At 47.3% G+C, this 12,550-nt stretch carries 12 protein-coding genes; 11 read left to right on the top strand and 1 reads right to left on the bottom strand.

Annotated features, from left to right (window positions below; genetic code table 11):
* Positions 1-79 precede the first annotated feature (79 nt).
* The 8 genes from panC to NF543_RS22315 all read left to right on the top strand — a co-directional run bounded on the left by panC (position 80) and on the right by NF543_RS22315 (position 7,463).
* Positions 80-949: a pantoate--beta-alanine ligase gene (gene panC, locus NF543_RS22280; protein ID WP_257670413.1), complete on the top strand. Its 870-nt coding sequence runs from the start codon at positions 80-82 to the stop codon at positions 947-949.
* 197 nt (positions 950-1,146) lie between these two features.
* A complete protein-coding gene (gene panD / locus NF543_RS22285) occupies positions 1,147-1,494 on the top strand; it encodes an aspartate 1-decarboxylase (protein ID WP_257670414.1) in 348 nt (115 codons plus the stop codon).
* A gap of 156 nt (positions 1,495-1,650) precedes the next feature.
* On the top strand, positions 1,651-2,016 hold the full coding sequence (locus NF543_RS22290; protein WP_505560202.1) for a DUF8478 family putative metalloprotein: 366 nt from the start codon (positions 1,651-1,653) through the stop codon (positions 2,014-2,016).
* Positions 2,017-2,181: 165 nt separating this feature from the next.
* Positions 2,182-4,485, top strand: coding sequence for a TonB-dependent receptor (locus NF543_RS22295; RefSeq protein ID WP_257670416.1), 2,304 nt, complete (start codon positions 2,182-2,184; stop codon positions 4,483-4,485).
* 49 nt (positions 4,486-4,534) lie between these two features.
* Positions 4,535-5,029 carry a thioredoxin family protein gene (locus tag NF543_RS22300; protein ID WP_257670417.1) on the top strand — a complete coding sequence of 165 codons (495 nt, stop codon included), beginning with the start codon at positions 4,535-4,537 and terminating at the stop codon, positions 5,027-5,029.
* Positions 5,030-5,115: 86 nt separating this feature from the next.
* Positions 5,116-5,688, top strand: a complete 573-nt coding sequence (locus tag NF543_RS22305; protein WP_257670418.1) for a CAP domain-containing protein — start codon at positions 5,116-5,118, stop codon at positions 5,686-5,688.
* 198 nt (positions 5,689-5,886) lie between these two features.
* Positions 5,887-6,507 carry an FKBP-type peptidyl-prolyl cis-trans isomerase gene (locus NF543_RS22310; RefSeq protein ID WP_257670419.1) on the top strand — a complete coding sequence of 207 codons (621 nt, stop codon included), beginning with the start codon at positions 5,887-5,889 and terminating at the stop codon, positions 6,505-6,507.
* A 29-nt stretch (positions 6,508-6,536) separates the two neighbouring features.
* Entirely contained in the window at positions 6,537-7,463 is a 927-nt protein-coding gene (locus tag NF543_RS22315; RefSeq protein ID WP_257670420.1) for an FKBP-type peptidyl-prolyl cis-trans isomerase, read from the top strand.
* 22 nt (positions 7,464-7,485) lie between these two features.
* Here the strand turns inward: NF543_RS22315 and NF543_RS22320 are convergent, their stop codons facing one another.
* Positions 7,486-7,860 (bottom strand): winged helix-turn-helix transcriptional regulator, encoded by a 375-nt coding sequence (locus NF543_RS22320; protein WP_257670421.1) that lies wholly within the window; start codon positions 7,858-7,860, stop codon positions 7,486-7,488.
* Between the two features lie 217 nt (positions 7,861-8,077).
* Here NF543_RS22320 and NF543_RS22325 point away from each other — a divergent pair, with 217 nt between their 5' ends.
* From NF543_RS22325 to NF543_RS22335, 3 genes are all read left to right on the top strand, one after another.
* The gene (locus NF543_RS22325; RefSeq protein ID WP_257670422.1) at positions 8,078-8,962 is read left to right on the top strand and encodes an NAD(P)-dependent oxidoreductase; all 885 of its coding nucleotides are present in this window, start codon (positions 8,078-8,080) and stop codon (positions 8,960-8,962) included.
* A 318-nt stretch (positions 8,963-9,280) separates the two neighbouring features.
* Positions 9,281-10,552, top strand: a complete 1,272-nt coding sequence (locus NF543_RS22330; protein WP_257957551.1) for a 3-keto-alpha-glucoside-1,2-lyase-like domain-containing protein — start codon at positions 9,281-9,283, stop codon at positions 10,550-10,552.
* Positions 10,553-10,562: 10 nt separating this feature from the next.
* Positions 10,563-12,548: a c-type cytochrome gene (locus tag NF543_RS22335; RefSeq protein ID WP_257670424.1), complete on the top strand. Its 1,986-nt coding sequence runs from the start codon at positions 10,563-10,565 to the stop codon at positions 12,546-12,548.
* Positions 12,549-12,550 lie beyond the last annotated feature (2 nt).

Raw genomic sequence — 12,550 nt, forward strand, 5'->3', positions numbered from 1 at the left:
TGCAAAGATAATCATTTTTTATCAAAATAACAATTAGTTGCCCAGCCTGCCAATAAGATAACGCAAAAAATTACCATTTTTGTCGAACAAAAATTCGTTTGAACCATTGGAAATAGTTAAGACCAAGGAATCATTGCACCAGCATCTGCAATCTTATCGCAACGATAGGTTGCGCATTGCTTTTGTGCCCACCATGGGGGGCCTGCATCAAGGCCACATTGCCCTGATCAACCATGCGAAAACATTGGCCGATATGGTGGTATGCAGTATTTTCGTGAACCCGACGCAATTCAATGACCCAAGAGACTTGGAAAAATACCCACGCCCTATCGAAAAAGACACCAACATGTTGGCTCAAGCTGGTTGCGATGTGCTTTTCAAGCCAGAAGTGGAGGAAATGTACGGGCAGGATGAACAATGGCATATTAATCTCGGACACCTGGACAACGTGTTGGAAGGTCTGCACCGCCCTGGGCATTTCCAGGGGGTCACGCAGATTGTTAAAAAACTATTCGATGCCGTGCAACCCGATATAGCATGCTTTGGTCAAAAGGATTTCCAACAGTTCAAGGTGGTGGAGCAGCTGGTAATCCAGCTACAGCTGCCCATAACATTGGAAATGTGCCCTACCGTTAGGGAACCGGATGGATTGGCCATGAGCTCACGTAATGTGCGGTTATCGGAAAACGGACGTAAACAAGCCCTCGCGCTTTATCAAACCTTATTGCAAACCAAGGCCGGCCTGCATAGAAAAAGCATCAGAACCTTGCGGGATGATGCGATCAACATGTTGGAAAACAACCCCGGTATCCGACTGGAATACTTCGCTATACATGATACGGAATCTTTTACAGAAGCAGATAGTCTGGTGAAAAATCAGCAATTGGTGGCATTAGTTGCTGCTTGGGTAGACGGCATAAGGCTTATTGACAATATGCTGTTAACGTAACGTTGGAACGGGTGTACATAAACCGAGCAGAGCGAGCTCATCAAGGATAACCGAGCAAAGCGAGCTCATCGAAGATAAATGCAGCAATCTATTTAAAAGGGTTCACGCAGAGACCACAAAGGCGCTCCGCTTTCTCGCGAAGGCCACTAAGGAATGGGCTTGGCAAACATTATTTATATTTTCCGTATCTTTGCACCATGATTATCGAGGTATTGAAATCCAAGATCCATCGGGTACGTGTCACGCAAGCTGAATTGAATTACGTGGGCAGTATTACGATTGATGAGGATTTGATGGATGCTGCAAACATCGTTGCCAACGAAAAAGTGCAGATTGTGAACAACAATAATGGGGCACGATTCGAAACCTACGTCATCAAAGGTGAACGCGGATCGGGCATCATCTGCCTCAATGGCGCTGCAGCACGTTTAGTGCAAGTGGGTGATATCATCATCGTTATTTCCTACGCGCAAATGGATATCGAGGAAGCCAGGAAACACGAACCCACCTTGGTGTTTCCGGACGAGAACAATCGGTTGATTTAATTTATTTGATACTCACCTACAGTATGTTATGATATTTAATTAAAAATGTTAGACTAATCAAACTTTTTCGTTTATCTTTGTGGCATTGTATTCAACATGATACAATAACCGTGTTTATTTTGTGATTATCTTTGTATCACTGTTAGTTAGTCAAATGTGAGATGGAATAGCAACATACGTTCGAGTGTCGCCCTTTTTCAGGTGATTTTGTTCTGCTTAATCACAGTAAGTGGAACGATCTTTATGCATAAGCATAAGACCGCCGATGGACGGATTGTTATCCACACCCACCCCTACAATTTAAAAAAAGACCCTGACGCATCCAAGCATCACCATTCTGATAGTGAGGTACATTTATTGGATGCGGTCTTCCAAGGCAGCTTCATCTGTACGGACTTCACCCACTATGAGCAGCCTGTCATTATACCGATAAGTGTCGCTTACCATGCGTACAGGGCATTGAGCCCGCAAACCAATCCGTTCCTCCATATTTACTTAAGAGGGCCGCCGCATAGCTGTTAAAACTTACGCGACTTCAAACGTCGGTCTAGTTACTACCCCCGCCCTTCGGGTTATTTCAAATTTTTCGCTCGATGACCTTAATCAATGGTTCATGATAACCATCCGTTATTTGTGGTCATCAGCTTATTGTCAGTCATATATTACTCACTTCTATTTTCAAATCTAATGCAAAGAAAATACACGCTATCGCTTGCTACTATCTTGATATCCCTTACGGCCTTCGTCTACGGCCAAACCACATCATCCATCAACGGCACCATTGAGGATAGAAGTGGTGAATCCGTACCTTGGGCCACAATATCCATTCCATCGCTGAAAATCGGCGTTACGGCAGACAGCACAGGAAGCTACCTACTGACCGGTATCCCCGCCGGGAATTGGGAACTTGAGGTAAAATACGTTGGATATCGGCCATATTCCCTGAAAATCCGGACTAACGGCACCACGCCAACGCAAAAGGACATCACCCTGATGGATGAACGTGCATCGCTCGACGAGGTAGTGGTATCAGGTACGATGAAGGAAGTATCAAAATTGGATAGCCCTGTTCCCGTGGAAGTATATACCGCTAAATTTTTCAAGGCCAACCCCGCTCCATCTGTATTCGATGCGTTGCAGAATATAAACGGCGTACGCCCTCAACTTAATTGCAACATCTGCAATACGGGCGACATTCACATCAATGGGCTTGAAGGCCCCTACACCATGGTGCTGATAGACGGCATGCCCATCGTGAGCGGCTTGTCTACCGTATATGGCTTAAGCGGCATACCTCAGTCGTTGATCGAGCGGGTAGAAATCGTGAAGGGTCCCGCATCAACACTCTATGGCAGCGAAGCCGTTGGTGGTCTGATCAATATCATCACCAAAAATCCAAGGACCACCCCAATCCTCGCGGTAGATGCGTTTGGCACCAGTTGGGGAGAAATCAACGCAGATGTGGCCGTTAAATTTAATGTGAGCAACAAGGTCCAATCGTTGTTGGGAGCCAACTATTTCAACTATCAAAATCCGATTGACAACAACCACGACAATTTCACGGATGTGACGCTTCAACACCGCATTTCTTTATTCAACAAGTGGAATTTCGAACGCAGGGAAAATCGCGTGTTTTCTTTTGCAGCCCGGTATATCTATGAAGACCGTTGGGGAGGCGAGATGAACTGGGCCCCGAAATACCGTGGCGGAGATGAAGTTTATGGAGAGAGCATATACACCAGCCGGTGGGAATTATTTGGCACCTACCAATTGCCTGTCAAGGAACATATTTTATTCATGTTCAGCGCTAATGGGCATGACCAAAATAGCGTATATGGAAATACGCCCTTTCTGGCCGACCAATACATTGGCTTCGGCCAGTTGATGTGGAACAAACCCCTAGCCAACCATGATCTGCTAGCTGGATTGACCTACCGGTACACCTACTATGATGACAATACACCGGCTACGGCAGATGCGAATAATGCAGACATCAATAAGCCAACGCATACACGGCTTCCGGGGGTATTTCTTCAGGATGAAATCAGCCTCAACGAAAACAACAAACTGTTGTTGGGTGTACGTTATGACTACAATTCCATACACGGTAGCATCCTTACTCCCCGCGCCAACTACAAATGGAGCTCTGCGAATAAGAATAACATATTGCGCCTAAGTTTCGGAAACGGTTACCGCGTAGCCAATGTGTTTACGGAAGACCATTCAGCACTGACTGGGGCACGCGAAGTAATCTTTGATGGTGACCTCAAACCGGAAACCTCATGGAACGGCAACCTCAATTTTGTTAAAAAGGTGCCACTTTCCAGTGGGGGTATCATCGGCTTCGATGCCACGGTGTTCTATACGTATTTCAACAATAAGATTATCGCCGATTATGACACCGATGCCACAAAAATCCACTTCGGCAACCTGGATGGCCATGCTGTGTCAAAAGGTATCTCGCTAAATGTCGACCTCATGCTGATGAATGGACTAAAGGTGATGGCAGGCGCTACAGCCATGGACGTATACAGCGAGGAACAGGGACAACGGGTGCAGCAACTATTTACGGAGAAGTTCACGGGCGTGTGGAACGCCAGCTATACGCTGAGGAAATTGGGGCTCACGCTGGATTATACCGGCAACCTCTACGGCCCCATGCGCCTACCGTTGCTCAGTGATTGGGATCCGCGCGCTATAAAATCGCCCTGGTGGAGCATTCAGAATATACAGATTACCAAGTCCTTCAGCAATGGCATCGAAATCTATGGAGGGGTGAAGAACCTGTTGAATTGGACCCCAAATAAAGGCACCCCGTTCCTCATTGCCAGACCCCACGACCCGTTTGACAAACTGGTGGAATGGGATGCGGCGGGTCAGCCCGTGCAAACCGCCGAGAACCCATATGCATTGACCTTCGATCCAACTTATGTGTATGGCCCCAACCAAGGCACCCGCGGATTTGTGGGGGTACGGTATAGTTTTTATTAGTGTACCATTTTTATTAGTGTACCATCATTATGTAGTTTAGGAGGATCGCATGCTTAACGTATTCCATCACATCGCATTCATATTGGCCGTCTCGGTGTTGACCGGGTTCCACGCCACTGCCCAGCCAAAGGCTGTGCCGATTGGTGAACTGACGGACAGCATGCGCCTCCACCCTAAACCTGCCCTCATCCTGCTTTCCACAAGCTGGTGCACCTATTGCCGGATGCAAAAAGCACAGCTCAACAAGAATGAGGATTTTCAATCAGCGTCGACCTACCTCTATTTTTCGGAATTTGATGCCGAAACCAAGGAAACTGTCATATTCAACGACACCACCTATCAATTTAAACCCACAGGAGCTTCCACGGGAAGCCACGAATTAGCCCATGCATTGGGGAATCTGAATGGCAGGCTCGGATTTCCCACCTGGGTGTTAATCAATGAAAACTTTGAGATCCTCTTCAAATATGCTGGGGTATTAAAGCCGAAAGAATTGACCGAACTGCTTAATAGCGTGCGTCAACACGCAACTTTTAAGCACTAATTTCCCAAATTAAACCTAAAATGCAATGAGAACATTTGGAACAAACCAAAAAATTGCTTTTATTGCAAAAAATTTAACAGCTACCCATGTTAAACTATTTGGTTCCAGCGGTTTTCTGCTCGTTAGCATTGCTGTCTGCATGCGAACCGAAGGCGCATGAATCATTGGATCCCGACGAAGATAAGCCAATCACGTCCACAAATCCGGGTACAGAAAAAGATGACGACCCGCAATTAGAAACCGATTCCATCATTATATTGGCATTGGCGGAAGTCAATGCTGTGCGCGAAAATGGTTGTAATTGTGGTGACCAATCCATGCCAAGCACATCAAAATTAAGCTGGAATACCAAGCTATATGAAGCCGCATCGGCCCATGCAAAAGATATGCATGCAAACAACTACTTTAGCCATACCAGTAAAAACGGAGATAATTTGTACCAACGGCTTGCCGCGGCAGACTATATTACAACGCATACTGATGTCATCACTTATGGCGAAAACATTGCCTTTGGCAACTTTGATTTGAAGGCTGCCATTCAAAAATGGCTGGCAAGCCAAAGCCATTGCGCTAACCTCATGCGTGAAACCTACCGTGAAATGGCCATAGCACAAAGCGGCAATTATTGGGTGCAGGTTTTTGGGGCCAAGCGAGAATAACTAAGCGCACGCTTTAATTTTCTTTTGCCCAGTTGTAGCAACTCGTGTCTTGTGCTCGTCTTATCCGGAACATCGCTGCGGCTTGACGGTTTCCAATGTAAACCTTAGCCCAGATGATTTGTTAAATACTGTTAATAGATTAATTAATCGGATTATTTAAATAACTTTGCATCTTGCAAGTTGAATGTAAAAAGAATTATGAAAAGAGTAAACGTACTTGTATTGGGGTTAATCGTGGCTATGGGGTTGTCATCTTGTATCAAGGATGGCGATCCGTTTGATCCCGATGCCCAATATCAAATCGAAAAGCCATTGGTTGAGGCTTATGCAAAGGCACACCTAAATAGTCCACAATTCCATGAAAATACTGGGATATGGTATGAAGTGATTGATTTAGGTGACGAAGATTCCTATCAGTATAAAATGATACCACATCCCAGCAATCCAAGTCAGCTGGTGCCTGAAGCTCCAACGGTCAAAGCAAACCATGTCACAAGATTGGTGGAATCTAATGATGTGGTTGAATCGAATGACGACGAGGGGGGTAAAACGATTGTATGGAATAATTCCACTGTCGCATGGCAAGCGGCTTTCTTTCCTGCAAAAATTCGATATGATAAAGACGGGCAGTTGCTCGATGAACCGTTTGACTTTGGCGGCATCACACAAAGCGGCTTGAAAAAAGGAGCAGCCATTAAAATTGTCACTCCCTCGCGTTGGGCTTATCAAAATGCCAGTGTCGGCAATATTCCAGCCAATTCCCCATTGTATTATGAAATACATGTTGTTGACATCCAAGAACCTAGTTCTGGCAATTAATATAGACTCTATTATACAGACAATAAACAATGACCAAATCGACTTTTTGTGTTGTAGCTACTGGAATCATGGCTGTCATTTCCATGATAGGTTGTGAGAAAAAGGAATACCAAACGTTTGAGGAATTGGACAATGCCAATATCCTTGAATACATCCAGAAAAACAACCTGACGGTACAGCAATACAAGGAGACCAACCTCTTCTATCAGGTCTTGGAAGAAGGAACAGGAAATCCCATCGACTATAAAAAAACCTACCCCGTCGTCTATACGGTAAAGAGCCTCGATGGGGTATACAATTCAGGGGATACATTGAGTGTCAACAATCGATATGCCGAGTTTTTCGGCTATTTCCCCTTCGGGTCATCATATGCCGGCTCGGCCATCGTAGAACAACCCGGCGACTTTAAGGAGGTGATCCGTGAAGTGCTGCAAAAGACTAATGGTAAAATCCGAATCATTGTACCCTCCCGATTGATGTATGGCCGAAATGGAAACAGCTCGTTAGGTGTACCCCCTAATGCGTCTTTGGATTACGTGGTAACTGTACATGATAATTTTGAAGATTATGAGGAAGTGGTTATCCAAAAGATGATTGTTGACAGGGGATTAAATGTTGAAGATTTTACCAAACAAGAAGATAATATTTACTATCAGGTCATCACACCCGGGGAAGGTGACGCAATTACGGCTGACTCCACTGTCACTGCCAATTATACACTGAAGGATCCCGCTGGTAATGTCAAGGATTCTGGCACCGATGTAGCGTTTAATTTGGCTGGTGGTGTCATCACTGCGTGGACTAAGATCATACCTTTAATCAATAAAGGTGGAAAAATCAGGTTTTTTGTTCCGAGTCAAGAAGCTTATGGGATTGATGGAGGAAGGGACCCATCCGGTAATAGAAGCATACCTCAGTTTTTATCGCTTGATTTCGAAGTGGAAGTAAAAGACTAGTTGTGGAATCGCAATGAACAGCTCATGCAGGTTTCATCGCATTTTCTTCCAACTCACTTTGCCTTTCCTTTACAAAATCCGCATGATCCATTCCCCATTTATCAATTTTTGACAGGATGGGCAGCAGGCTCCTGCCTAGCTCAGTAAGTTTGTATTCCGACTTTTTTGGGTAGACATCCTCAGTACATTTATCAACGACACCGAAGAAATACAATTCCGCCAGCTGCATCTCGATTACGCGCAACGTCGCACTTGCGATATTTTTGTGGATTTCAGCTGGTCGAACTATCCCCCTGTTAATAGCGTCAATGATACAAAGCTTCCATTTGCCACTAAAAACCTTCAATGCAACACGGATCCCACAATCCAGATCCTCTTCCATTTTTCTCTCGTACATGTTTATCTTCTTTATTCCAATACGATCAGCCATTAAGGGGAACCTCAAATGCATTGATACCGAATCTTTTTTCGGTTATTGCCCTTTTGTCTGCTTTACAGGAAATTTGCTGCAAGATAAAAAATAAAGAATATGAAACCATCATGATTTATTCAACCACACAGGGGAATGAATAAATCTGATAGCTTCATCACCGTTAAAAACAAATTATATACAGATGAAAACTACAAAGAAAGCAAACGGCAAAGTATCCGTGCTGGGATTAGGCCAAATGGGTAGAAAGCTGGTACAGCTCTATGTTGACGCAGGTTATGAGGTGACCGTCTGGAACCGCACTAAAAGTAAGGCTTTGGATCTGGAAAATGTCAAAATTGCTGACCATGCCGCTGAAGCGATTGCAAGCAGCACACTCATCATCATCTGTGTTTATGACAACAAAGGCACGTTTGGGATACTGGAAAGCTTAGCGGACCAACAAATTCTTGCTCACAAAACCATTGTCAACCTGACCACAGGAAGCCCAAAAGAGGCTGGCGAAATCGAAAAAATCATTTCCGCGCATGGCGGCCACTACATCAATGGGGCCATCCAGGCTGCTCCAGACCAGATGGGGCTTGAAAACACCACCATACTACTATCCGGAAATAAAAACGCATACCAGCAGCATAAGGGTGCATTGGATATCCTTGGCGGCAACTTAAAGCACCTAAGTGAAAAAGCTGCGGCCTCATCAGCGATGGATTTAGCGACGTTGACCTGGCTCTACGGCTCTTACATCGGCTTGATATACGGCGTGAAACTTAGCCAGTGGTACGGATTGAATCTGGAAGACTATGGCACCATCATCGGCGAAATCACACCTGGATTCACCGAATTTTTCAAGTATGAAATCGATGTCATCAATCGCGAGGACTATCGGATCACGCAAAGTCCGTTGACCATCAGTGTAGCGGCAACCCAACGAATTGCCGACACTTTCAAGGAGCTGGATGTCCTTCAAGAGTTCCCCGCGGTCCTCGCGAATATTTTGGAGAAAGCTGACAGGAAAGGCCTTGCAAATGAAGAACTAGCTGCCATTGTGAAAGTAATCGATAAAAACTGACATTGCTCAGAGGGATATCGCTTAGCGTAAACAGTAGTTATTGTCAGCCTGAGCGTAGTCGAAGGCTCAACTACACGCAGGCTGACAGCAAAGCAAATACTTTATAGGTAATTTCCAGATATATGGAAGCGCCTTTTTAACCTATGCCAAGCTATGCCAAGAATAAAAGCTAAATCGTTTTATGATAATAGTGGATTAAAATTTATCTTAGCGGCCGAATTCTTAGATACACTTACAAACCGAGTCATGATCTCATTGAGGTATTTTTCCAAATCAATCGCGTTACTTGCTTGTGCATCCATGCTATGTTGCACAAGCGTGAGCGCCCAAACACAAGTATTTACCCTGCCTTCGCAAGGTTGGGAGTCTGTAGGCGATGTAACAGTCCCCTGGTCCAAACGGCAAGTAATGGTTGCATCAGCGGGTGAGGGCGTATTGGCCCACATCCCCAAAAAGAGAAGTCGCCCCGGCGATCTGGTCACCGCAATGGCATATGGCGATGTCGAGCTTGAATTTAGTTACTTGTTAGCTACTGGAACTGAAGCCACGCTGTATTTACATGATGTTTACCCCATCACGTTGGCAGACAGCAGAGGGACGACCACCCCCACTGCCCGGAGCAATGGCGGAACACCCGGCTACCCACCAAGGCAACAGGTAGGTCGCGCACCGGGGCTATGGCAACGGCTCCGTATTCAATTCCAAGCGCCCAAGTTCGATAGCGCCGGCAATAAAATCGCTCCCGCTCGGCTGCTCCGCGCAGCACTCAACGGGGTAACCATCCACGAGGATGTACAACTGGAACCTACAGCAAACACCACCGAAAAAGCGAAAGCTCCCGTGCGTTTTACCGCCAACCAAGGACCAATCGCCTTGAAGGATGTTAACATCAACGCGCTATCCGAACGCCCTTCCGCGCGTCAAAATAGTCCCGATCCCATCTCGGTAAACGCTCAGGTGAATACCACACTCCGCAGCTTCATGGATGTTCCTGGTGGGCCACGTGTGGTGCATGCCATCTCTACTGGGCATCCCGAGCAGGTGCATTATACATACGACCTTGACCATGGCAGCCTCTTCCAGGTATGGCGCGGCGGATTTCTCGATGCCACCCCGATGTGGCATGAGCGGGGTAACGGCACATCCAGGGTGCTGGGAAGCCCTATCCATTTTGGAGCACCCAGCCTCCTCATCGGAAAACTGGCTACCTTAAACGACACTTGGCCAATGGATACGGTAGGCACCGGTTACAAGCCAAATGGATACAAATTGGATGGGCAAGACCTCCCGACCTTCCGCTACCGCATCTATGATGACCAGGTCGAAGATGCCATCCGCCCATTAACCAATGGAGAGGGATTTACCAGAACCCTAACGGTTTCCGGCAATCCGGAGGGCTTATACCTGCGTTTGGCAGCGGCGCCAATAATCATCGATCAAGGCAACGGGATATTCATGATCGGAGATAAAGCTTGGTACCTCAAACTGGAAGATGTTGGCAAAGGCAAACCCATTGTCCGTGAACAGCAAAACGGCAAGGAATTGTTGGTGCCGGTGCTCCCCACAATCCGTTATTCCATTATCTTCTAACCAATTGACTATGACAACCAAGATTAAACAGATACTACAGATAAAGCTAGTTGCGGCATTGGCCATCGCGCTCACCTCGGTGCTAAGCCTGTCCGCTCAGGAGAGCCCCAAAGAGGAAGACTACTTCCGAATCCGAAAAGTACGTACACCGGAAGGTATCATCCTGGAAGTGGGCGGTTTGACCATGCTTCCCAACGGTAACCTCGGTGTTAGCACACGCCGTGGCGACGTATACATCATCGAGAATCCGACCAGCAGTAATCCATATTTCCGGAAGTTCGCCTCGGGCTTGCACGAAATCCTTGGCCTTGCCTATAAGGATGGTGCGCTATATTGTGCCCAGCGCGGTGAACTGACCAAGCTGGTTGACACCGATAGCGACGGCAAGGCCGACGTGTATGAAACCGTCTATGCCTGGCCCTTGTCGGGGCATTACCATGAGTATTCATTTGGCCCGGTCATCGCTCCGGACGGGTCGTTTTTCGTAACCGGCAACGTGGCATTCGGCGATGAGGAATGGTGGCGCGGCGAGAGCCGGGTGCCTTGGCGTGGTTGGGCAGTAAATATCACGGAAGACGGTAAACTGACCCCCTGGGCTACGGGCATGCGCTCGCCCGCGGGTCCCGGCCTGCTCAACGGGCAGTTTTTCTACACTGAAAACCAAGGCGACTGGATTGCATCGGGCGGCCTGTGGCAGGTAAATAAAGGTGATTTTATGGGACACCCTGCCGGATTACGGTGGATCGATTTCGCCGGATCAGCAGTTAAGCTCACTACCGATCAATTCCTTTCGAAAATGGATGAGCGCCGCATTAAGAATGATCAGGGCCGCTACATCAAGCCGGAGAATATCATCAACGAAACGCACAAAACTGCATTCGATGCCAAGCGGGAATTTGCCGAATTCCGCCTACCAGCCGTATGGCTGCCCCACGGGATCCTGGGTATCTCCTCATCAGAGCCTACCGTCATTCCCGAAGGCACATTCGGTCCGTTCTCCGGACAGGTATTGGTGGGCGACCAAGGGATGAGCATGTTGTCCCGCGTGATGTTGGAAGAAGTAAACGGACAGCTCCAGGGAGCGGCCATCGGGTTCCGCAGTGGGTTCCGGTCGGGCATCCTGCGGATGGCGTGGGCGCCCGATGGATCATTGTTCGTAGGCGAAACCAACCGTGGCTGGGGTTCCGCGGGCGACGCCAACGAAGGGCTGGAAAGGCTGGAATGGAATAAAAACATCCCGTTTGAAATGCAAACGGTAAAAGCCATGCCCGACGGGTTTGAGATTACCTTCACCCTTCCGGTGGATACCGCTTCTGCCAATGACCTCGCGTCGTATCGCGTGGAAAGCTATACCTACAAGTACCATCCGGTATATGGCAGTCCACCGGTAGACATGCGTTCACTCCCCATCAAAGGCGTAAAGGTTGCTGCCGATGGCTTAAGCGCGCGGATCATGGTGGATAGCTTGCGACAACATTACATCCATACAATTATACTGGACGGAATCCGCGAAAAGGACAATTTCTATTCGCTGATCCATCCCACCGCATACTATACCTTGCACAGCATACCGCAGGGCGCAAAACTGGCGATGAGCGAAGTGAGCACCAAAGACAGCTCCATTCCGGTGGTGATTGAGGAACCAGCACCTCCCTCCGGTCCTGCTGCTCCAACGGTAAAGCAAGCTAGTAAATCAGCAGTAAAAGCTACACCAGCAAAACCTACCGTGGCCAAGGCGCCGACCTTCAAGGACGTGGAAGGGTTGCTATCAAGACACACCTGCATAGCCTGCCATAATCCCACAAAAAAGCAGGTCGGTCCTTCGTACTTGGAAATCGCAAAACGGAAGTATTCCAATGAAAAGATCGTGGAGTTGATCCACAATCCCCAACCGGAAAACTGGCCCGGCTACGCTACAGAAATGCCTCCGATGCCGCATGTACCGAAAGCAGATGCGCTCAAGATTGCAGCCTACATTAATTCGTTAACTAAATAGGA

Source organism: Parapedobacter tibetensis, assembly GCF_024704835.1.
Lineage (GTDB): Bacteria > Bacteroidota > Bacteroidia > Sphingobacteriales > Sphingobacteriaceae > Parapedobacter > Parapedobacter tibetensis.

Excerpts from the sequence above, each read along its gene's own strand:
- NF543_RS22305 (WP_257670418.1), top strand. The coding sequence starts at position 5,116 with ATGTTAAACTATTTGGTTCCAGCGGTTTTCTGCTCGTTAGCATTGCTG.
- panD (WP_257670414.1), top strand. The coding sequence starts at position 1,147 with ATGATTATCGAGGTATTGAAATCCAAGATCCATCGGGTACGTGTCACG.
- NF543_RS22295 (WP_257670416.1), top strand. The coding sequence starts at position 2,182 with ATGCAAAGAAAATACACGCTATCGCTTGCTACTATCTTGATATCCCTT.
- NF543_RS22315 (WP_257670420.1), top strand. The coding sequence starts at position 6,537 with ATGACCAAATCGACTTTTTGTGTTGTAGCTACTGGAATCATGGCTGTC.
- NF543_RS22320 (WP_257670421.1), bottom strand. The coding sequence starts at position 7,860 with ATGTACGAGAGAAAAATGGAAGAGGATCTGGATTGTGGGATCCGTGTT.
- NF543_RS22310 (WP_257670419.1), top strand. The coding sequence starts at position 5,887 with ATGAAAAGAGTAAACGTACTTGTATTGGGGTTAATCGTGGCTATGGGG.
- NF543_RS22300 (WP_257670417.1), top strand. The coding sequence starts at position 4,535 with ATGCTTAACGTATTCCATCACATCGCATTCATATTGGCCGTCTCGGTG.
- NF543_RS22325 (WP_257670422.1), top strand. The coding sequence starts at position 8,078 with ATGAAAACTACAAAGAAAGCAAACGGCAAAGTATCCGTGCTGGGATTA.
- NF543_RS22335 (WP_257670424.1), top strand. The coding sequence starts at position 10,563 with ATGACAACCAAGATTAAACAGATACTACAGATAAAGCTAGTTGCGGCA.